Origin of the sequence: Asaia sp. VD9, from assembly GCF_037150015.1 — a bacterium.
In the GTDB taxonomy this organism is placed as follows: domain Bacteria; phylum Pseudomonadota; class Alphaproteobacteria; order Acetobacterales; family Acetobacteraceae; genus Asaia.
In genome coordinates this window covers 226,788-247,380 of record NZ_JBBCQM010000001.1, presented here as the reverse complement: position 1 = coordinate 247,380, position 20,593 = coordinate 226,788, and the positions used below count along the sequence as shown (strand labels likewise).

The window sequence follows — 20,593 nt, the reverse complement described above, 5'->3', positions numbered from 1 at the left end:
TTATCAGGATATGATCTATGGCTTCTGCATAGTATGGCAGACGAAGCGGCTCTTTGGTGTGACAAAAGAGTGAGCACCGTCCGGGTCGCGTTATTTCAACGCTACAGACGGTCAATCGACTTGAAATCAGGTGCAATGGGCTCGGCGAGAAACAGGTTCTCGTGTTGTCTCTCTGGCCAAGGGCAAGCGAGTTCTTACGGCGATATCCGTGTCCCCGCTGCGGGAAGCAGGTCTGGTCTCGAGCGCGTGCAAGCTCCTGACCCGACCAGCGCTTTCATGGGCGGGCATCGTAGCGAAGCGGCGTCGCGCCAGCCTGCAGATGGGGCAGGGGGCCGTTTTGCGCCACGAATGCAATCTGTTCGAGGCGTTCGCAGTAATCGAGATACCGTATCATCGCGCGTTCGGCGCGCTCGGTCGCGCCATGCACCTTCTTGTAGTGCCGCCACAGAATGAGCGCGTTGACAGACCAGGCATCATAAACATGCTCGGCCAGACGCTGGCGTATGGCTCTGGGCAGGGCATCGAAGGCGGCCCACGCATCGCCTTCATGGCGGCGCCACAGCGTTTTGCGGCAGGTGCCGTCATTATCGGCAGACGGGAAACCGGTCAGAGCGTCTCTCATGAGAGTGATGTTATAACATAACTTTTTCCGCGTCTATCGCTCTTGCGCGCAACAGGGTAGCCTGAAGGAAACACGAAGCCACAGGTGGAAGATGAGCGCAGCAGAACAGGATACGCTTTTCGATCGGGTCGGGAGCGGCTTTACCCCCTTTCATGATCCTGAGGCTGCACTGAACCGTATCGAGGCCCTGTATGACGAGGGGGTGACCCGTCTTCGGGATGCCTTTGCCGCCCGCCAACCCGCTGAGTCGTTTTATCCCTATCTCGCTTTTCCGTTGGTGCGCGGCACCATTCCCGCCGATGTCAAACCGCGTTTTGGCGTGCTGCTTGAGCCGGGATTCTATGGCACCACGCTCACCCGTCCGGCATTGTTCCGCAGCTACTGGCGCGCGCAGATCGAGAACCTGATCGAGTGCTACAAGCAGCCAGTCTATGTTGGTGTATCGCGTCGGCCCATGCCGCTCCCCTATGTGATGGAAGAGGCGGTGACTGGTCTGACCGAGGCCGATCTGAGGCTCCTGCAGGATAATTATGCCCTGCCGGACCTGCATATGACCGATGACACCATTGCCAATTGCGAGATCATTCCGGACCCGAATGCCCCACGGGCGCTGGCGCTTTTCACAGCCGAGCGCACGGATTATTCGCTCGCACGGCTGCATCATTACACTGGTACGGCTCCGCGCCATTTTCAGCGCTTCATTCTGCTGACCAATTATCAGCGCTATGTGGACGGGTTTCGCGACTATGCGCGCGCCCAGGTCGATGCCGGGGGCGAATACAGCGCCTTCGTCGAGCCCGGGGATGCGATCTACACCAAGTACGGGCAATCAGGTCATCCAGCGGCCTCGCTGCCTCAGATGCCAGCCTATCATCTGTGTCGCCCCGATGGGGACGGGATCACTCTGATCAATATCGGGGTCGGGCCTTCCAATGCGAAGACGATTACCGATCATCTTGCTGTGCTCCGCCCGCATTGCTGGCTCATGGTCGGGCATTGCGCCGGGCTGCGCCGTACCCAGCTTCTGGGCGATTACGTGCTGGCTCATGGCTATGTGCGTGACGATCATGTACTCGATGACGACCTGCCGACCTGGGTGCCCGTGCCACCCATTGCCGAGGTCCAGGTGGCGCTGCAGGAAGCCATGGAGCGCGTGACCGGGCTGGATGAGCGCGACATCAAGACGCGGCTGCGTACGGGGACGGTACTGACCACCGATAATCGCAACTGGGAGTTGCGGCTGCGCGCCTTGTTCACCCAGATCAACATGAGCCGGTCGATTGCCGTCGACATGGAATCCGCGACGATTGCGGCCAATGGTTTTCGTTTCCGTGTGCCCTATGGCACGCTGCTCTGTGTTTCAGACAAGCCGCTCCATGGCGAACTCAAGCTGCGCGGCATGGCCAATGCGTTCTATCGTGAGCGCGTAAGCCAGCATCTGATGGTCGGTATCGAAACCATGAGGCTTCTGCGTGAGCGCGGGGTGGACAGCCTGCATTCGCGCAAGCTGCGCGGTTTCGACGAGCCCGCTTTCCGCTGAGTTTCGCGCCTCAGGCGCGATTCAAGATGTGCTTTTCCCCATCAAGCCGGGGTGAGGCCCACTGGCCAATCGGTCGGGGAGGCCCCAGATCGAACGGCACGAGATTTTCAAGGACCCGAATTCATGGCCCAAGCCGATAGCGCCTCCTTGCCCCGTTGGGATCTGTCTGACCTCTATGCGGGGCTGTCCGATCCTGCCATTGCGCGCGATCTGGCCTCGTGCGAGGCCGAGGCGCGCGATTTCGCCGAGCGCTGGAAGAACCACCTTGATCAGGCCGGCGCGTCAGGGCTGGCGGCAGCCATTGCCGATTATGAGCGTATCGATCAGCGCATGGGACGCCTCGGGGCCTTTGCCCAGCTGAGCTTTGCCGCCCATACGAGCGATCCCGAAACTGGGCGTTTCTCGCAGGGGATGACCGAGCGGCTGACGGCCATCTCGTCGCATCTGCTCTTCTTCACGCTCGAGTTGAATCGTCTGGATGAGGCCCATCTTGCGGCGCTGCTCGAACAGCCCGATCTGGCCCGCTGGGCCCCGTTCCTACGCGATCTGCGCGTGTGGCGGCCCTATCAGTTGTCTGATGCTGTCGAGCAGGTTCTGGTCGAGAAATCGGTGACGGGTCGCGCCTCCTGGAACAGGTTATTCGACGAGACCATGGCCTCGCTTACCGTCACGCTGGAGGGAGAAGAGCGCCCGCTGGGCGACGCGCTCAACCAGATGTCCAGCCCTGACAGGGAAAAGCGCCGCATTGCGGCGGCAGAGGTCAGCCGTGTTCTTGGCGCCAATCAGCGCCTTCTGGTTCTGATCACCAATACGCTCGCCAAGGACAAGGCGATCGAAGACGGGCTGAGGGGCTTCCCGCGCCCGACATCGAGCCGTAACCGCGCGAACATGGTGGAAGACGAGGTGGTCGAGGCCCTCGTCTCGGCAGTCGACGCAGATTACGCCCGTCTGGCGCATCGCTATTACAGCCTCAAGGCGGGCTGGCTCGGCCTGGAGAAGCTGCAGCACTGGGATCGCAACGCGCCTCTCCCCGGCGACGAGGACAGGTTGATTCCCTGGGATGAGGCCAAGACCATCGTGCGCGATGCCTATGAGCGTTTCGATCCGCGTCTGGGTGGGCTGGTCGGACAGTTCATGGAAAATGCCTGGATCGATGTCCCGCCGGTGCCGGGAAAATCATCCGGGGCCTTCGCGCATCCGGTCACTCCGGATACGCATCCCTATGTGCTGCTCAATTATCATGGGCGTACGCGCGACGTGATGACCCTCGCCCATGAGCTCGGGCATGGTGCGCATCAGCTTCTCGCGGCAAAGCAGGGTTATCTGCTCTCCTCCACGCCGCTCACACTGGCCGAGACGGCCTCGGTCTTCGGCGAGATGCTGACCTTCCGGGCCCTGCTCGATGCCGAGACCGATCCGAAGCGTCGTCGGCGCATGCTGGCGGGCAAGGTGGAGGACATGCTGAACACGGTGGTGCGTCAGATTGCCTTTTACCAGTTTGAGGTCCGGGTGCATGATGAGCGCAAGCAGGGTGAGCTTTCTCCGGAGCGCCTTGGGGAGATCTGGCGCGAGGTTCAGACCCGCAGTCTCGGCCCCGCCTTCGAGTTCACGTCCGATTACGATTGCTACTGGTCATACGTGCCGCATTTCGTGCACTCGCCGTTCTATGTCTATGCCTATGCCTTCGGCGATTGCCTCGTGAATGCGCTCTACGGCGTGTATCAGGGCGCGGTCGAGGGGCAGGGGGGAACAGGCGCCTTCCAGGATCGTTATGTCGCGATGCTGGAAGCTGGTGGAACCAAACGTCACGCCGAGCTGCTGGCGCCTTTCGGGCTCGATGCAACCGATCCCGGTTTCTGGCGCAAGGGGCTGGACGTGATCAGCGGTTTCATCGATGAGCTCGAGGCTCAGGAAAAACAGGACGAGAGCGCTTAACCGATGAGCACCCCCAAGGATCTGGATCAGACAGGCTTGTTCGGCGAGATCAAGCGTATGGCGCGCGCTTCCGGCACGGTGGGCGGTATCGCGACACGGGTGATCGGCAACAAGCTGGGGTTCAAATCCAATCAGGCCATTCACGCAAATGACCTGCGCGCGGCATTGGGCGGGCTCAAGGGCCCGCTGATGAAGGGCGCGCAGATCCTCTCGACCATTCCGGGCGCCCTGCCTGAGGAATACGCCAATCAGCTGGCCGAGCTTCAGGCCAATGCTCCGCCCATGGCCTGGAGCTTTGTTCGCCGCCGCATGGTGACGGAGCTGGGCGTGAATTGGGAGCGACAGTTCCGCTCCTTCTCTCATCAGGCCATGGCGGCAGCAAGCCTCGGCCAGGTGCACCGCGCTGTCACGTCAGACGGTCAGGATGTGGCCTGCAAGCTGCAATATCCGGATATGAATGCGGCGGTGGAGTCCGATCTGCGCCAGTTTCGCGTCGTCGTCGGGCTGGTTCAGCAATTCCTGCCCGCCATCAAGCAGGATGAGGTGGTGCGCGAGCTTGAGGAGCGCCTGCGCGAGGAGTTGGACTATGAGCGCGAGGCGTCGCATATGCGCCTCTATCGTGCGATGCTCGAGCATATCCCTGAGGTGACGGTGCCTTTGCCCGTCGAGGCGCTCTCGACGCGTCGCCTGCTGACCATGGAATGGGTATCGGGGCGCGGTATTCAGAAAATCCTCGACACGAATCCCACTCAGGAAGAGCGCAATGCGATCGCCACCGCGCTTTTCAAGGCATGGTACACGCCCGTCTATCGTTACGGCATCATCCATGGTGATCCGCATATGGGGAACTTTACCATCCGCTCCGATTGGGGGCTGAACCTGCTCGACTTCGGGGCGATCCGTATTTTCCCCGCGCATTTCATCAAGGGGATCATTGACCTGTTCAATGCGCTGCGTGACAATAACGAGGAGATGGCCTTTGCGGCCTATGAAGCCTGGGGCTTCAAGGGAATTTCCCGGGATACGGCGGCCGTGCTCAACGAATGGGCGCGTTTCATTTACGGACCGCTGATGGATGATCGTGAACGCTTCATTCAGGAAAGCGACGATCCGAATTTCGGGCGCGACATCGCCGAGCGTGTATACGAGGGGCTCAAGCGTACCGGTGGGGTGCGCCCCTCGCGCGAATTCGTACTGGTCGATCGCTCCGCTATCGGGCTGGGGAGTGTCTTCCTGCGTCTCAAGGCGAAGCTTAACTGGCACAAGCTGTTTCAGGAGCTTATTGCCGATTTCGATGAGGTCGCTCTCGCCGAGCGTCAGAAACAGGCGCTGGAGGCGGCCCGTGTGCCGCCCCCACTCAACGGGCTCTGAAATCTCTCAAAGAAGAGCCCATTTGGCACTGAAAAAGGGAGTCCGCGATAATGCGGGCTCCTTTTTTTATTGTTCCTCTTGATCAGGCGCTTACGGATGGTACGTCCGATACTGCACGATGCCTATGGAAAGTAAGAAATGGAAATGAAATAAGAGGTAGTAACTATCCTGCTCTAAAGGTAGTTTTTGGATCGATCTCAAATTATGATTTTGAAAGAGGGCAGTCTGGCTTCTTGTCGGTATTTTAACGATACGTGAATCTGTCATAAGACGACATGCAATTTCTCTGTAAGATCATGAGCATTTCCTCGTATATCGGCCTGAGGTGCAGTATGGGGGCCGTCATCTCGGCCGGGTAGGAGTAGGTGGCGATGAGTTCGATAGTGAACCCCTATGCGTTGATTGATGCACGATATGGCACCATGCTGGCCAATCGCTTCGATACCTATATCGGACAGGCGCTCATAGAGTACGGTGAGTACGGCGAGCATGAGCTCGATCTGCTGAGACGCTTTATCACCCAGCCGGGCACGATCGTCGAAGTCGGTGCCAATAATGGCAGCCAGACCGTTGCTTTGGCTCAGGCCGCTCGAACCGCCGGTGCCAGTCTCGTCGCGTTCGAGCCCCAGCCTTTTCTGTTTCAGAATCTCTGCGCCAATCTGGCTCTTAACGGGATTGATAACGCGATCGCCTGGCCGTTCGCAGCCTCGGACAAGGCGGGTTCGGTCGCATTCGGCCAGCCGGATTACAGACAGCCGGGCAATTTCGGGTCTGTTTCCATGCAGGAGCAGGCTTTTGTGGGGGATGTCATCGTGCCGAGCATTCGTCTCGATGATGTCCTGGCGGGGCGTCAGGTGCGCCTCATGAAAATCGATGTCGAGGGGTTCGAACTGCAGGTGCTCAAGGGCGCCGCCGGGCTGATCGAGAGATGCAGACCAGTCATCTATATCGAGAATGATCGTCCTGCTCAGTCGCAATCGCTGATCGATTACCTCTGGCGGCGGGGCTACCGTCTGTGGTGGCACGTTACGACCCTGTTCAATGCTGGCAATTACCGTCGTAAAGCCGATAATCGCTATGCTGGTCTGCACTCCTTCAACATGATCTGCCTCCCTTCCGAATCGGAAATGACCATGGATGAATTACCAGAAGTCACGGATTCGAGTGCCCATCCGGGCATACCGGTTTCAGCGCACGCGATGGCGGCTCATGAAGAGACGCAGGGTCCGTCTGATACCCGGACCGATGGCGCTCCCGGGAACGAGGATCCCGTCTTGGACGGCGCAAGGGAGCCCGCAAAGCGGCGCCTCGAACTCGTCTCAGACAATGTCTGATCCCGTAAGGCGGGGGGCGGCAAGAAGGCCGTATCTTTTCGAAAAAGGGCTCTATCAGCCTGGATCGCGTGTTGAGGGTTCGCTTCCGGAGCTGGTCAGACACCCGTTATGAGTTCGGATAGCCGATAAGACCGGCATGTGGTCCCATTAGCCGCTATACGCTCCATAGGCGCATCGTAGATAGGGGGGCACACAGAATAACGTGGCCCCAGGAGAAGCCGTGGCCTTGCTCATGGACAGTTCATCCCTGCCCGATGCGCCTTCATGATGGGCTCAGCTATCTGCCATTGTCGAGTGCCGGGATCTCACCGACATCAGGAGCGGCTTTGACGGACGCAACGTGATTTCCAGCTTGCCCGGTGGAATGGCGGGAAGTTCCGGGGTCAGATCGAGCCTGCGCAGTGTGAGGGCGAGGACCGTGAGAGCCTCCGTCTCGGCAAAGCGTGCGCCTATGCAGATACGTGGTCCTGCGCCGAAAGGCATGAATGCATAGCGGTCGTCCTGAGGCCGCTCGCCCTCGCGTGGGATGAAGCGCGATGGGTCGAAAATCTCGGGTGCTTCCCAGAGCTGCCTGTGGCGGTGTAGTGCGCAGATGGGTACGACGAGCCGCGTCCCTTTCTCGAGCAAGACGCCTTCCAGTTTGAAAGGAGCGCGCACTTCACGGATGATGATGGGGGCGGGCGGAGTCAGGCGCATGGACTCCCGCAGGACGCGTCGTGTCAGGTCCAGCCGCGCCAGCTTTTCGGTGTCAAGTTCCAGATTGGCATCCGGAAGAACCGTATCCAGCTCCCTTTGCACGGCTCTCATGATTTCGGGGTGACGAGCGAGACGATCAAGCGTCCAGGCGAGCGCGAGAGCGGTGGTTTCGTGCCCTGCGGTCAGAAAGGTCAGCAGATTGTCGATGATTTCCTCATCGCTCATCATGCGCCCTGTCTCCGGATCTCGGGCAATCAGGAGGCGGTTGAGCAGGTCATCCGGCGCTCCAGACGGGTCTATGCCTCGGCGGGTGCGTATCTGGGCCAGCGCCTGATCACGCAGGGCACGGGCTGCGGCGAGGCCTTTGGCCTTACCTGGATGCGGTAGCCACTCCGGGGTTCCGAGCAGATCGCCGAGCAGGCTCCAGCGGGTCTGTTTGAGAAATACGCCGAGCCCCTCTGCCATGGCGTCGGCATCAACGGCCTCGGGGGAGGAGAGCATCGTCTCGATGATGATCCGACCTGTCAGGCGCATCATCACCTGGTCGATGGCGACGATACCCCCCTGATTTTCGAGCGCGCTCACGCAACGATTGGTCGCGCCGATCATGGCAGGCAGAAACGCATCGGTCCCACTTGCGCGAAAAACCGGGGCGAGGGCCTGTCTTTGCCATTTCCAGTCTGTCCCCTCCGCGGTGAGCAGACCCTTTCCAAGTCCCGGGCCGATAGCGCGTCGCAATCCCTCGCCCTTGTCTAGTGACGAGGCATGGGTAACCAGAGCCTCCCTCACCAGATCGGGTGCGCAGACATAAACGATATGCTGGCGCCCGAGATGGCGCTCCACCAGACGCTCGTGGAACACGGATGGTGGAAGGGCCTCTATGGGATTACGAACCGTGGCGGTAACCGCCCGTATCTGAGCTGGCAAGGTGGTGAAAGCCTGGCGCAGGGATGACGACATGGCCTAACTCCGCTATCTAAGGTTTACACCTTAGAGCATATAAGGTGATCACCTTAGAAAGCGAGTGCCATGAAGCCGCCACTCCCCTCTACGAAATCACGAATTCTTGAGGAGGCCCGCCTTTTTGCGAATGAGGTCGGGTTCGACCGTCTCACGACGCGCGAGCTTGCAGAACGATGCGCGATCAATGAGGGCAATCTCTATTATCACTTCAGGACCAAGACGCAGCTGATCGAAGCCCTGTTCGCCGCATTCGACACAGAGGTACGTCGGCTTTTTGACTCGCTGCCGGTTGCGCCGGACCGGCCAAGCCGAGCCGAGCTCCTGAAGAGTATCGCGCGCGGCGTTGACCTGCTCCGCGCGTGGTGCGCGTTGAGTTGGCACTATCGGGCGTTGATGCGGGATGGAAATGCCCTGTTCCGACTGGCACCCGAGTTGCAGAAGCCTGCTGTATCACTCAATGCCGTGCTCGTCGAACGCGTGACAGAGGTGATCAAGGAGATGAGACGCATGAAGGCCCTGTCCATCGATGAAGCCGCTATCCCGGGGCTCGTTGCCAATATCTTCATTATTTCCACGCACTGGCTCGGATATGTGATCCATCAGATCGGGGTCAGCGACCCCGATGAGACGTATCTGGAATGGGGTTTCAGCCAGATCTTCGCGCTTATCGCTCCCTATCGCACCTGGATGACCCGGCTCGCGATGCGTCTGCATACCCGGAGCTTCGCGTTTCGCCCATAGATGCCAGTGGTGGGCTCCAATACTGCGGGTCAGAAAGAGCAGCAGAGCAGACCGTGACGTTGGGCTGCGACGAAACTGATCGGGGCTTCAACGCAGTCAGACGGAATCGGTGTCTATCGACAGTCATACCCCATATGCCGACCAACGTGCAGGTAGTGATCGAGGAGTGAGGAATACTTGCCCAGGGCGACCTCCAGCGACGCTTTTGGATACCGCATCGCGTAGTCGCGATCACTGAATTTGAAGGATCTCGAGCCAGACCAATAGCCGTGTGTCGTGAAGTGATTTAACAATCCGACACCCCCGAATTTGGCGTGATCATCGGCAAGATGGGTGTTCAGGCGTAGATAATCGTCCGGATCGAATAGTCCGAGCGATGCATCGAAAGATTCATGCCTGTTTTTCAAAGCCGGCGAGAGAAGACGAGGCTCTGTCCGCTCCCAACAATTCCGTACCGGGTCGAGGTAAGTGCGATAATGCTCAATATCCAACGCGTAATATATGGGAAATGAGTAGAATTCGTACCGTTCGTCATCGATTGGCAGGAGCATCGATGACGGGTGTTGGGTTGGCGAGAATATTCCTGCGACCGGCAGGTAGATATTCTTGGCTTTTGACATCCAGGCGGCGAGCCACGAAAAAGTACTCAGAGAAGGCACGATATGGGTCGATTTTCTCAGGTAGTCAAAATCCTCCGCGACGCCGCGTGAGGGAATAAATTTCGCAGTGGGAAAACGCTCTCGCAACTCTGCCATGTAGGGCGATTCGTCTAATTGTCCATAAAAGACTGGCCGTTTTCTGGTCTTTCGAATCAGAAACGCGTAAAATTCTGGCGGGAGCATGGCGTAATGCGGGTGTATGAGTTTTAGTATATCCCCGCCTCTTATACTGATGACGAGTTCCTCATCGCTGCCGCCCTCGCTCGAGTTCTCTATAAGCGGGAAATATTTCTCGTAATCGAACGAAGAGCGCGAGGGAAAATTATCAATATTTTGATAGAACCCTTCCAGCATGAATACTTTCGCATGCACCTTTTCGAGAGCAGAGGCGTAGGCGCGGGTGGGGAGCCTGCCCGAAAGTTTGGAATTCGTGTCCTCCTTGTCATGGACAGCGTGCTGCCCACTTTCGTAGAGGTCAGGGATATCTATGTCGAAGATCGGGATCTTGACGTTGCATATGGTACCACCGCCTAACGCCTCCTGCATTTTTATGGCGGCAAGATAGATCATCATGATGTTTCCAGGGTTGCCCTGTTTTGTCAGACGAATGATGGGATTCTTCACGAATTTTTTGTCCATCTATATTATGACTATCGTTCATGAAAGTTTGTTATTGGCATGAACTCTACTATTCTCTCTTTGAGGAGATATCATTTTATTAATATAGATACAATGTGCAGTGCAGCGTCGGTGTTGCATGCGAACGCAGGCCTGCTTCTCAGAAAGTGAGCGCGTATGAACGCTTGCGGCGGGGAAGGCTTCAACGAAGTCGCCTGCAAACCAGTCGGGATATCGTGTTATCGCTTCGTGAAGATAGTATGCGCTTGTCGATCGTGACGTAGTGTGCTGGCTTCTTGGCAGATCTGACCAGACAGTATGTTGCTGGATCGCCGCTTCTTCGATGGTCATGCGGTAATTCGACGAGAAAACCCGCCACTTATGAAGCCCTATCCGCAGGCCGTGGTCAGAGGAAACCAGATCCACGGTTCTCCGACAGTGCAGGGCGTGACCTTCATAGCTCTCACTGATCTTCGATGAGCGTCTCTCACACAAGGTGATCCATTCTCACGAGACCCGCGGCTATCACTACAACCGGGATATCGATGACGGTGCGTTCCGCCCGCTTGATCTGCTGACCCATCCATATCTGCTTCCGGGCAGCTATGTGAAAAGCTTCTTCTGCAAGTGGGAAAATATCCGGACGATCCTCATAGCGCGCTGATCATGACGCAAAACCCTGCGGGGGAGGCCGGCTCAGCGGGAGGCGTGCGGTGCGTATGAGAAAATAACAACGCATCGCCCGTGGATCCTGTCATCATGTGCGAGGTTGAAGCCTCTGTCCGAAAAGCATTTCTGCCTCGGCCGTGAAGAGGAACCGCCATGGAAAAGCTGGACGAGGCACCGCTGATTGTAACGCTCGAACTCGCGAAGCCTGCCCAGGATTGGGCTCAGCAGATGCGATGCCAGTATTTTCCGCCAAAGCGTAATCGAGTGCCTGCCCACATCACTCTTTTCCACGCTCTGCCAAGAGCGACTCATCCCTTGCTTAAAGCTGCGCTCTCCGCACCCGGCGTCGCACCAAATGTCGTGATCGAGGCGCCCTATCTCCTTGGGCGCGGGGTAGCCTATCGTATTCGTAGCCCCGAGATGGCCGCGTTACGGGCGAGGCTGGTTGAGCAAATCGGGTCAGAGCAACTCACCCGTCAGGATGCGGCACCGTGGCGGCCTCATTTGACCATTCAAAACAAGGTCAGCTCGGACGAGGCACATGCGCTCTATGCCACGCTGAAGGTTTCTGCGAGACAGGGAAGCACCCAAGGTGCGGCTTTGCGGGTCTGGCGGTACGATAACGGTCCTTGGACGCTTCTTGACCGCTTCGCATTTCAACTGTCCGAGCGGCGTATGGAAGACGGTGACTGGATGTTGCCAACGTAGTGCCGCCGAAGCTCGTCGCTACGTTGGTGTGTGATAAAGAAACCTCTCGCGATGAGCGAAAGAGACTCTTCTATACAACGTGCGGAACAACGAACACTCGGCGGGTCGGACCCCTGACTTCTTCGGGATAGGCGCATCATAGAGTGACTGGAGCCGAGGCGTGCGACCAGAGGCCCGGTCGCGCCTGTATTCAGACGTGCAGCCCGGGAGCTTCCTGGCCTGTGGCCGCGACATATTCATGATATCCGCCCTCATAGCGATGCAGGCCTTCGGGCGTCACTTCCAGCACGCGGTTTGACAGGGCTCCGAGAAAATGGCGGTCATGCGAGACAAAGAGCATCGTGCCTTCGTAGTCGCTCAGCGCGCGGATGAGCATCTCCTTCGTGTCGATATCCAGATGGTTGGTCGGTTCGTCGAGCACAAGGAAATTGGGCGGATTATAGAGCATCAGCGCCATGACCAGACGCGCCTTCTCTCCACCCGAAAGCACGCTGACATATTTATCGACATCATCGCCCGAAAAACCGAACCCTCCCGCCAGAGCGCGCAGCGAGCCTTGGGCAGCGAGAGGGAATTCGTGCTCCAGCGTCTCGAAAATCGTGCGGCTGCCATCGAGCAGATCCATCGCATGCTGGGCGAAATAGCCCATCTTCACGCTGGCGCCGATGGTGACACTGCCTGAATCGGGTTCGCTCACGCCGGCAATGAGTTTGAGCAGGGTCGATTTCCCTGCGCCATTGATGCCCAGGATACAGCAACGTTCCTGACGGCGTATCTGGAGATCGAGCCCGTCATAGATGGTGCGCGTACCATAGCTCTTGCTCACCTGCTTGAGCAGCGCCACGGAATCACCCGAGCGCGGCGCCGGCGCGAAGTCGAATGAGAGGGTCTGGCGGCGGCGCGGCGGCTCCACACGATCAATCTTGTCGAGCTTCTTGACCCGGCTCTGTACCTGCGCGGCGTGAGAAGCGCGCGCCTTGAAGCGCTCGATGAACGCGATTTCCTTGGCCAGCATCGCCTGCTGGCGGTCGAACTGGGCCTGCTGCTGCTTTTCGTTGAGGGCGCGCTGTTGTTCGTAGAATTCGTAATCACCCGAAAAACTGGTCAGCGTACCGCCATCAATCTCTAGGATCTTGTTGACCACGCGGTTCATGAACGCGCGGTCATGCGACGTCATGAGCAAGGCGCCATCATAGGTTTTCAGGAACTGCTCCAGCCAGATCAGGCTTTCCAGATCCAGATGGTTGCTCGGCTCATCGAGCAGCATGACATCGGGTTGCATGAGCAGAATACGGGCGAGCGCCACACGCATTTTCCATCCGCCCGAAAGGAGGCCGACATCGCCCGACATCATTTCCTGCGAGAAGCCCAGACCGTGCAGCACTTCTCGTGCCTTGCTGTCGAGCCCGTAACCGCCGAGTTCCTCGAAACGTGCCTGCACATCGCCAAAACGTTCGAGAATGGTCTCCATTTGATCCATCTTGTCCGGATCGCATAAATCGGCCTCGAGCTGGGCCAGTTCGCTGGCGATTTCGGCCACTTCACCCGCGCCGTTCATGACCTCAGCCACGACGGAACGACCCTCCATCTCGCCGACATCCTGGCTGAAGAAGCCGATGGTGATACCGCGATCCTGAAAAACCTGACCTTCATCCGGGCTTTCCTGCTTGGTGATCAGCCGGAACAGCGTCGTCTTGCCGGCGCCATTCGGCCCGACGAGCCCGATTTTCTCGCCCTTCTGAATGGCGGCGCTCGTCTCGATGAAGATGACACGCTGGCCGTTCTGCTTGCTGATCGAGTCAAGGCGGATCATGGAACCTCTGGGTCGCTTTATGGGTCACGGGAGAGGGGGCGTTGATAGGACCTCGCTTCACGATAAGCAATTGCGATCACGCGGCTGCAATTTGACGTGCCGGTCAGATCGCGCTTCCCTCACGTCAGAAATCCCGCCCAAGCGCTGCGATGATTGGAAGAATAATGAAAAAAGGAAATCGTCTGCCTGAGCGGCTCTATGCTTTGGCAATGTGGGCGGTCTCGGCGGTCTTCGCCCTGTTCCTGGTGGGGCTGGGCGGCCTCGTTATCAACGATCTTCCGCGCAAGGCCGGTCATATTGCGTATGAGCCTGTCTATCCGGCTGAAATGATTCAGCGCCAGGCAACGCTCCGTGACGAGCGCGCCGCGATTGCAGCTGAGCGCCAGATCGATGACGTTGCTCTGGAGGCTGCGCAGAGCGCCACGCGCAACGCACGTGAGGGTTTTCAGACCTGGCTTGAAACACGCAAGGCGACGACCGACCCCCGTCAGGACACCGAGCTTCTGGCGCGCACGGCGGCACTTGAGCGTCTGCAGCAGGCGGAGCACGAGGTCACGCGCAAGATCGAGGCGCTCGATCAACGTCGCCGCGCCTATGACACATCCAAGGCGAAGCTCACCAGCGATAGGGAGGGCGTAGAGGAAGCGTATCGTCCTGTGTTCCAGCGTGCCGTTCTCAGGGCGCAGCTCAGGGTGTTCGTCATAAGACTCGCCTTCACCCTGCCGCTGCTCCTGCTGGCGACCTGGCTCGTCATGCGCAAGCGACAGAGCCAGTATTGGCCGCTCTATCGTGGTTTTGTGCTGGCCTCGCTCTATGCGTTCTTCGTCGAGCTGGTGCCCTATCTGCCGAGCTATGGCGGTTATATCCGTTACGGGGTTGGCGCACTCCTGACCGTGCTCGTCTGTGTCGTGCTCATACGGAACATGCAGTCCTATCTGGCCCGACGCCGCGCGGCGGAAGCGGAATCGGAGAAAGAACGGCGCCAGCGCGTCGATCGGGCGCAGGCCTACGCGAAGCTAGACCGCAAGACCTGTCCTGATTGCGATCGACCTCTGGTTCTTGTTGACAGGCAGGACACAAATTTTTGCGTTCACTGTGGTCTGACGCTCTATGAGCATTGCGGTGTCTGTCAGACGAGGAACATCGCGTTCAACCGTTTCTGCATGAGCTGTGGCAGTGAAGATATCGGCCATGCGGAAGACAGGACTTCCGGCCCATCAGCAGTTCCGGTGCTCTAGAAGGAAAAGATCATGGAAGACCCCATTCACATCACCCGGATCACAACCGAGTCCTGCCTGCCGCTGCGTCGCACTGTTCTTTGGCCCAGCCTGACCGAAGACGAATGCCGCGTTCCGCAGGACCCCGAAGCAACGCATCTCGGTGCGTTCAGGGGTGAGCATCTGATCGGCTGTCTCTCACTCTGCCCGATCGGCCCCGATCTGATCCAGCTGCGCAAATTTGCGGTGGCGGCAGCGTATCAGGGGCAAGGGATCGGCACGCAGCTTATGGCCCAGGCAATCAGGACCTGCCGGGAAATCGGCGCCAACCGCCTCGAACTCGACGCCCGCAGCAGCGCGCTCGGTTTCTACAGAAAATTCGGCATGAGCCCGATGGGCGCTGTCTTCTTCAAGGGGCCTATCGAGCACCAGCGTATGGCTCTCGAGCTATAACGCAGTTCTTCCGACCTACCGGGAATTCGGCAGGTAGACGATGAAACGCTACCTGGGAAATTCGATAATGAACTCTGTATCGGATTATTTTCGTTCCCGAATCGCAACAAGCAGTTTTGAAATCCTTTTGCGAGCGCAGTCGTGAACAAGTCCGCAGGCGCCTCTGGCAGAAAGCTTTTGACGGGGGTTCGAGCGGAAATCCGTTGGGGGTTAACCTGTTTTGTCAGAAGTCCTTGAGGTCGATGAAATGGCGCCTCACCCAGCCAATGAAACCCTTTCGGGGTTCCGAATTGCTCTGAGCTGGGGTTTCAACATTCTTTGAGCGTCTAACGGGATCAAATTCCCACTCTTTTTCATCGACATAATGATGTTCTTCGTCGTCAACTACTCTTGCGTTCAGATCCCTCGCGATCCGGAACATCTTTCTGAAGAGGAAAGTGTCAGGCCATTTCGTGTATATTTCACCTGAACACCAGTCCAGCCATGGCTCATCATAGGCGGAATCGCCAGACCATAAGGCGTGGTACTCTCAATTTCTGGGGTCTAGTGTGAGTTCGGAATCCTGGTCGACATAAGCGAGCCATTCTTCTGCGGTGATCGGATTTTCTTCGCTGAAATACCATTGATCGGCCCTTGTTATGTGGAAATCCGCGCCCATTTCAGATCCCTTTCCGCAAAAGGGTAATATCTCTCTTTCCTTCATCTAGGGGCAGTCACGTCTGCTTCATCATGTCATGGCGTTATCGCATCAGATTCCGTCTGCGACCGGTGACAGATGGATTCCGGCGCCGTTTTTTGTCGCAAAGTAGAGACAGCGCGTGGGCCGATAGGAAAGAATATGGCGCGCTGGTATTGCCCGGGCTTCGCCGTCGAGCAATGTATGAGGTGCTGAACGCAAGAGTTGTTGATCGATACGAGAGGAACTGGGATGAGCCGTTACTGCGTCACGGTAACCTGTGAGGCACGGCGCGGGGTCGTTGCCGTGATTTCCGGCTATCTCGCCGGTAAGGGCTGCAATATCAGCGACAGCGCCCAGTTTGACGATAGCGAGACCAATCGCTTTTTCATGCGCACGAGCTTCGTTGCCGAAACCGGGGCGTCGCTCGAAGAACTTCGGCGTGATTTCGCGCCGCTGGCGGCAGAATACGGCATGGAAGCCGTTTTCTACGATGAGGCAGAACTGCTCAATGTCGTCGTCATGGTCTCACGCTTCGGGCACTGCCTGAATGATCTTCTCTATCGGGTCCGTCTCGGTGCGTTGCCGATCAATATCGTGGCCGTCATTTCAAACCATCTGGATTTCCAGAAGCTCGTCGTCAACCACGATATCCCGTTTCACTACATACGCGTGACAAAAGAGAACAAGGCAGAGGCAGAAGCGCAGCAACTTCGCATCATCCGAGAGACGGGTGCCGATCTCGTCGTGCTTGCCCGCTACATGCAGGTTCTTTCCGATGATCTGTGCCAGCAGCTTTCGGGGCGCACGATCAATATCCATCACTCCTTTCTTCCGAGCTTCAAGGGAGCGCATCCCTATCATCAGGCGCATGCGAGGGGCGTTAAGCTCATCGGGGCGACCGCTCATTATGTCACGGCCGATCTGGATGAAGGGCCGATCATCGAGCAGGATATCATCCGTGTGTCGCATAACCAGTCACCGGAAGACTACGTGGCGCTGGGGCGCGATGTCGAAAGCCAGGTTCTGGCGCGCGCCATTCATGCCCATGCGCATCGACGTGTCTTCCTGAGCGGCAGGAAGACGATTGTCTTCCCGGCCAGTCCCGGCTCCTATGCGTCTTCCTTGCGAGGCTGATCAGGCTTGACGCGTTCGGCGAATGGCAGGGCTGACCGGAGGTCACCACTGCCTGCCCGTTGAGTATCGATGGCGCGAATCTTCACGGACGCAGGCAGGTCGCGTGCCTAAAAGACGCCGCCATTCAGGCGGCTTGCTGATCCGAGACCGGCGCAACGGGTTCGCGCTTTGTGTCGCGCCTGACATCGGCAAAAGCGCTCGGCATCAATTCCCTGCGCATCAGTTCAATGACCCAGGCCCAGAGCATGTGGCCGATTGTCTCGGAAAAAATCTCGGCGCGCGGGAGGTTCCACAACGCTGGCGCCCAGTGTCCTGCGGGCAGCACCATGCCGTGGAAGACGAGTGTCACGACCAGGCCAAATACCACGCCCTGTCCCATGGCGATGCGCGGAAAACGGAGCCAGAGCACGCAATAGAGAAGGGCAAAGAAAATCGAGAACAGGTGGTGCACCATCAAGACGCCGCCGGGCACGATATGCCCGGAATAGACATAGGTAAGATGGTCGACATCCACACCGAGATCGCGAAGCATTTCGGCGGGCGGGCTGGCGCGATCCGGCGTGCGGGGTGGCAGGGGGACTTCCGTGCCCCATTTCACGAAGCTGGAGAGATTTCCCCCGACAAATCCCGCCCATAGGGCGGGAAGCAGCAGGGCCTTGTCCGTCTTGTTTTTGTTGAAGGTCATTTTTTCTGAGTCGGGCAGGGTGGCAGAGACAGGCGATAGATCGCGGTTGCGCCGCGCAGGGGGCGACTGTTCTTGAAGGCGATCTCGTCGAGGCGAGAGTCGGAGATGTAGAGCCAGTTATTGGCGATCGCGAAGCCGTCTGCCCAGTCGAGCACGTCAGGATTGTCGTAAACCTTCTGTGTCTGCGGTGTCTTTGCTCCTTCCGGGAACGTCAGGGCATAGAGCCCGTGATTTTCGATATTGCCCACCCAGAGCCGGTTGCAGGCATCCATTTCTATCCCGCCGCTCATGACGGACTGGCCGAGATATTGTGCTTTCTTGTCCAGATCGGCGTCGCTCAGATGGGCGTTGCGCAGATCGGCCGTCGCGATGCGCCAGTAATGATGGTCGGTCAGCGGGCGGTAATACAGCCATGCGCGGTCGGGTGAGAGGGCAATGCCATCATCCTGTGTGACAGGCAGGCTGCCGTCTTTCTTACGGGCGAGTTCACCATAGATATGCAGATGCTGTTCCGGGTCTGCGATGCCTGAACGTGTGTTGGCCAGCACCAGACGATAGGCGCCCGTATCGAGATCCATCACCACCAGCCCGCCACGCCCCCATTCATTGGTGATGTAGGCCGTACGTGTGTGGGTATCCACGCGTACGTCGTTTAGGGAGTCTTCAGGGGTAATGTCAGGCCCGAAATGATAGATCTGGATCAGCCTTCCTGTCTCGGCATCGAACTCTGCCAGCTTGGGTGGTAGGATCTTCTGGTCCACCGAGGGGAGAGAGGAATCCAGTACCCATAGATGGTTCGCGTCATCCACCCAGAGCGCGGGGACAGAAACCCAGAGTTCGCGATTGATCGGCTTCGGTTCGAACCGGTTCCAGTTGGCGTCCGGAAATGGTACGAGCGCGCCGGTTTCGGGATCGATGCGGACAACGCTGGCACTGTAGCGCTTCATGGTGGCGGGGGCAGAGGCATAGACGAGGCCTGAATGGGACACACCCACGCCGATCATGTTGAAATCGGACGGGAAACGTTTGACCACCTCGAGTGCGGGCTGTTCCGGGGAGGCCGAGGTCGCGGCGTAAGCGGCTGGGCTTGAGCAGAAAGGAGCGAGCCCTGCGCCAGCCATGCAGGCTGAAAGCATAAGGGTCTTGAGAAAAGAGGTCATGACAATCCGGCTCCCTGCGTGGCGACGTCGAGTGTGAAGATCGTATTCTCCGCACACATGAACAGGCGATCGCGCTGCGTACCCCCAAACGTAAGGTTGGACACACTGCGCGGCAGACGCAGTCGCCCGATCATCTTGCCTGCGGGGTTATAGATGAACACGCCGCACAGCCCGAGCGGGCCATTGGCCGCCACCCAGAGATTGCCCATGCGGTCGGCCTTGATGCCATCGGGCATCAGTTTCTGACCTGCAAGGGTCATGTCAGCAAAGACACGCTGGTTCGAGAGGGCAGCATTTTGCACGTCGAAGGCATAGATATTGCGATAGCCGCCGCCCTTGGGGCCGCGCGCGCCCTTCTCGCTCGAGACGATATAGAGCGTTTTCTGGTCGGGTGAGAAACAGAGCCCGTTTGGCCCGGAGAGCTCAGCACCTGTGAGTACACTGGTGAGCTTGCGGGTCTCCGGATCAAGATGAAACACATGGGTTTCCTGACCTGCCTGACCGCCAATCTGCTCGGTCGCCTCCAGATCGAGATTCCAGGTCAGATTGCCCTTGGCCGACTTGCCGTCCTGGGGTGCATCGGGATGCCCTTCCCAGAGTCTGTCGCCATAGGGCGGATCGGTAAACCAGATGCCGCCCTGGGCATCCACCACAATATCATTGGGCGAATTCAACCGCTTGCCCTCGAAGCTCTCGGCCAGGATCGTGCAGCGTCCGTCATGCTCCCAGCGAATGACGCGACGCATGCCGTGCTCGCAGGTGATCAGACGCCCCTCGCGGTCATAGGTATTGCCGTTGGAGTGATAGCTCTCCTTGCGGAACACCGTCATGCAGCGCTCTTCAGGCAGGTAGCGGTACTGGGTGCTGCCCATCACGTCGCTCGTGATGAGAAACCGCCCGTCGCTGGACCATGCCGGCCCTTCAAGCCAGAGCGTCTTCCCCTTCCAGGCCTGAACGAGCGGCGCGTTATCGAGAATGACCGTCGAAAATGAGGGATCGTAAAACAGGATATCCGGGTCGGGCGTGAACGCCACCGGGGCCTCGGGCCCCCAGATACGGGGTGGGGAACTCACGACGCTGGGTGGCGCGATTACGGAATCTGCCGATGGTGCGGCGCGTGCGCGCTCGATCGGCGCGAGGATCGGGGCAAGAGCCGCGCCGCCCAGGGCTGCCCCGCCCAATCTCAGGAGGTGACGTCTCGAACAGTGGGCGGGAGCGGGCAGCGTCGGGGTCATGGGCGGGGCTTTCATGGTGAGGACGCGCTCCAGAGAAACATTGACCCAGCAAGGGCTCGGGCTCCAGGGGACGCGCTGTCATAGGGAAGGAGCGCTGGAGATGAAGAACGGTTTGTTATTATCGTGTTATTGATCACGTTATAATGAAAGACGCGTCACCACTATGAACAACGTTGAATGGGTCGATCAGTAAATCTGATCAGCATGCGCGCGACTGTTTCAGTAAAGGCATGTCGCAATACCGTTCTGCGGGCCTGCCTGACGTAGATGGCAAGGTCCGCGGTCCTGTTTGCCGGCAGACCGGGCGATGTGTTGTCGCGCGCAGGGGGGGCGCGGTCCAGGGAAGGTGTCTTGTTCCGAA

General features: G+C 58.4%; 17 protein-coding genes. 10 read left to right on the top strand and 7 right to left on the bottom strand.

The window, feature by feature from the left end; genetic code table 11:
* Positions 1-274: 274 nt before the first annotated feature.
* Positions 275-622, bottom strand: a complete 348-nt coding sequence (locus WFJ47_RS01110; protein ID WP_336760300.1) for a DUF6525 family protein — start codon at positions 620-622, stop codon at positions 275-277.
* Between the two features lie 91 nt (positions 623-713).
* On the opposite strand from WFJ47_RS01110, the gene WFJ47_RS01105 reads away from it, so the two are divergent.
* The 4 genes from WFJ47_RS01105 to WFJ47_RS01090 all read left to right on the top strand — a co-directional run bounded on the left by WFJ47_RS01105 (position 714) and on the right by WFJ47_RS01090 (position 6,802).
* The gene (locus tag WFJ47_RS01105; protein WP_336760298.1) at positions 714-2,162 is read left to right on the top strand and encodes an AMP nucleosidase; all 1,449 of its coding nucleotides are present in this window, start codon (positions 714-716) and stop codon (positions 2,160-2,162) included.
* Positions 2,163-2,285: 123 nt separating this feature from the next.
* The gene (locus WFJ47_RS01100; RefSeq protein ID WP_336760296.1) at positions 2,286-4,097 is read left to right on the top strand and encodes a M3 family oligoendopeptidase; all 1,812 of its coding nucleotides are present in this window, start codon (positions 2,286-2,288) and stop codon (positions 4,095-4,097) included.
* Between the two features lie 3 nt (positions 4,098-4,100).
* On the top strand, positions 4,101-5,468 hold the full coding sequence (locus WFJ47_RS01095; protein WP_127101327.1) for an AarF/ABC1/UbiB kinase family protein: 1,368 nt from the start codon (positions 4,101-4,103) through the stop codon (positions 5,466-5,468).
* Positions 5,469-5,839: 371 nt separating this feature from the next.
* A complete protein-coding gene (locus WFJ47_RS01090; RefSeq protein ID WP_336760294.1) occupies positions 5,840-6,802 on the top strand; it encodes an FkbM family methyltransferase in 963 nt (320 codons plus the stop codon).
* A 273-nt stretch (positions 6,803-7,075) separates the two neighbouring features.
* Here WFJ47_RS01090 and WFJ47_RS01085 read toward each other — a convergent pair whose 3' ends face one another.
* Positions 7,076-8,458: a cytochrome P450 gene (locus tag WFJ47_RS01085; protein WP_336760293.1), complete on the bottom strand. Its 1,383-nt coding sequence runs from the start codon at positions 8,456-8,458 to the stop codon at positions 7,076-7,078.
* A gap of 69 nt (positions 8,459-8,527) precedes the next feature.
* On the opposite strand from WFJ47_RS01085, the gene WFJ47_RS01080 reads away from it, so the two are divergent.
* Positions 8,528-9,202, top strand: a complete 675-nt coding sequence (locus WFJ47_RS01080) for a TetR/AcrR family transcriptional regulator (RefSeq protein ID WP_127101323.1) — start codon at positions 8,528-8,530, stop codon at positions 9,200-9,202.
* Between the two features lie 113 nt (positions 9,203-9,315).
* Here the strand turns inward: WFJ47_RS01080 and WFJ47_RS01075 are convergent, their stop codons facing one another.
* Positions 9,316-10,485, bottom strand: a complete 1,170-nt coding sequence (locus WFJ47_RS01075; RefSeq protein ID WP_336760292.1) for a hypothetical protein — start codon at positions 10,483-10,485, stop codon at positions 9,316-9,318.
* A 490-nt stretch (positions 10,486-10,975) separates the two neighbouring features.
* Here WFJ47_RS01075 and WFJ47_RS01070 point away from each other — a divergent pair, with 490 nt between their 5' ends.
* On the top strand, positions 10,976-11,143 hold the full coding sequence (locus WFJ47_RS01070) for a hypothetical protein (protein ID WP_158625344.1): 168 nt from the start codon (positions 10,976-10,978) through the stop codon (positions 11,141-11,143).
* A 158-nt stretch (positions 11,144-11,301) separates the two neighbouring features.
* Positions 11,302-11,856, top strand: coding sequence for a 2'-5' RNA ligase family protein (locus WFJ47_RS01065; protein WP_336760289.1), 555 nt, complete (start codon positions 11,302-11,304; stop codon positions 11,854-11,856).
* Positions 11,857-12,046: 190 nt separating this feature from the next.
* Here WFJ47_RS01065 and WFJ47_RS01060 read toward each other — a convergent pair whose 3' ends face one another.
* Positions 12,047-13,669, bottom strand: a complete 1,623-nt coding sequence (locus tag WFJ47_RS01060) for an ABC-F family ATP-binding cassette domain-containing protein (protein ID WP_336760287.1) — start codon at positions 13,667-13,669, stop codon at positions 12,047-12,049.
* A gap of 164 nt (positions 13,670-13,833) precedes the next feature.
* Between WFJ47_RS01060 and WFJ47_RS01055 the strand changes: the two genes are divergently transcribed.
* From WFJ47_RS01055 to purU, 3 genes are all read left to right on the top strand, one after another.
* Positions 13,834-14,907: a zinc ribbon domain-containing protein gene (locus WFJ47_RS01055; RefSeq protein ID WP_336760285.1), complete on the top strand. Its 1,074-nt coding sequence runs from the start codon at positions 13,834-13,836 to the stop codon at positions 14,905-14,907.
* A gap of 12 nt (positions 14,908-14,919) precedes the next feature.
* Complete coding sequence (locus tag WFJ47_RS01050) at positions 14,920-15,339, top strand: GNAT family N-acetyltransferase (protein ID WP_336760283.1); 420 nt, start codon at positions 14,920-14,922, stop codon at positions 15,337-15,339.
* Between the two features lie 928 nt (positions 15,340-16,267).
* On the top strand, positions 16,268-17,152 hold the full coding sequence (purU, locus tag WFJ47_RS01045) for a formyltetrahydrofolate deformylase (protein ID WP_336760282.1): 885 nt from the start codon (positions 16,268-16,270) through the stop codon (positions 17,150-17,152).
* Between the two features lie 124 nt (positions 17,153-17,276).
* On the opposite strand, the gene WFJ47_RS01040 is transcribed toward purU, so the two are convergent.
* The 3 genes from WFJ47_RS01040 to WFJ47_RS01030 are packed head-to-tail and all read right to left on the bottom strand — an operon-like array spanning position 17,277 to position 20,247.
* On the bottom strand, positions 17,277-17,837 hold the full coding sequence (locus WFJ47_RS01040; protein ID WP_336760281.1) for a DUF1440 domain-containing protein: 561 nt from the start codon (positions 17,835-17,837) through the stop codon (positions 17,277-17,279).
* Positions 17,834-18,997, bottom strand: a complete 1,164-nt coding sequence (locus tag WFJ47_RS01035; protein WP_336760280.1) for an L-dopachrome tautomerase-related protein — start codon at positions 18,995-18,997, stop codon at positions 17,834-17,836. The genes WFJ47_RS01040 and WFJ47_RS01035 overlap by 4 nt, the downstream gene beginning before the upstream one ends.
* The gene (locus WFJ47_RS01030; protein ID WP_336760279.1) at positions 18,994-20,247 is read right to left on the bottom strand and encodes an SMP-30/gluconolactonase/LRE family protein; all 1,254 of its coding nucleotides are present in this window, start codon (positions 20,245-20,247) and stop codon (positions 18,994-18,996) included. Before WFJ47_RS01030 ends, WFJ47_RS01035 begins: the two co-directional genes overlap by 4 nt.
* Positions 20,248-20,593: the final 346 nt, after the last annotated feature.

Excerpts from the sequence above, each read along its gene's own strand:
- WFJ47_RS01065 (WP_336760289.1), top strand. The coding sequence starts at position 11,302 with ATGGAAAAGCTGGACGAGGCACCGCTGATTGTAACGCTCGAACTCGCG.
- WFJ47_RS01095 (WP_127101327.1), top strand. The coding sequence starts at position 4,101 with ATGAGCACCCCCAAGGATCTGGATCAGACAGGCTTGTTCGGCGAGATC.
- WFJ47_RS01030 (WP_336760279.1), bottom strand. The coding sequence starts at position 20,247 with ATGAAAGCCCCGCCCATGACCCCGACGCTGCCCGCTCCCGCCCACTGT.
- WFJ47_RS01055 (WP_336760285.1), top strand. The coding sequence starts at position 13,834 with ATGAAAAAAGGAAATCGTCTGCCTGAGCGGCTCTATGCTTTGGCAATG.
- WFJ47_RS01060 (WP_336760287.1), bottom strand. The coding sequence starts at position 13,669 with ATGATCCGCCTTGACTCGATCAGCAAGCAGAACGGCCAGCGTGTCATC.
- WFJ47_RS01035 (WP_336760280.1), bottom strand. The coding sequence starts at position 18,997 with ATGACCTCTTTTCTCAAGACCCTTATGCTTTCAGCCTGCATGGCTGGC.
- WFJ47_RS01040 (WP_336760281.1), bottom strand. The coding sequence starts at position 17,837 with ATGACCTTCAACAAAAACAAGACGGACAAGGCCCTGCTGCTTCCCGCC.
- WFJ47_RS01090 (WP_336760294.1), top strand. The coding sequence starts at position 5,840 with ATGAGTTCGATAGTGAACCCCTATGCGTTGATTGATGCACGATATGGC.
- WFJ47_RS01105 (WP_336760298.1), top strand. The coding sequence starts at position 714 with ATGAGCGCAGCAGAACAGGATACGCTTTTCGATCGGGTCGGGAGCGGC.
- purU (WP_336760282.1), top strand. The coding sequence starts at position 16,268 with ATGAGCCGTTACTGCGTCACGGTAACCTGTGAGGCACGGCGCGGGGTC.
- WFJ47_RS01080 (WP_127101323.1), top strand. The coding sequence starts at position 8,528 with ATGAAGCCGCCACTCCCCTCTACGAAATCACGAATTCTTGAGGAGGCC.
- WFJ47_RS01085 (WP_336760293.1), bottom strand. The coding sequence starts at position 8,458 with ATGTCGTCATCCCTGCGCCAGGCTTTCACCACCTTGCCAGCTCAGATA.
- WFJ47_RS01100 (WP_336760296.1), top strand. The coding sequence starts at position 2,286 with ATGGCCCAAGCCGATAGCGCCTCCTTGCCCCGTTGGGATCTGTCTGAC.
- WFJ47_RS01110 (WP_336760300.1), bottom strand. The coding sequence starts at position 622 with ATGAGAGACGCTCTGACCGGTTTCCCGTCTGCCGATAATGACGGCACC.
- WFJ47_RS01050 (WP_336760283.1), top strand. The coding sequence starts at position 14,920 with ATGGAAGACCCCATTCACATCACCCGGATCACAACCGAGTCCTGCCTG.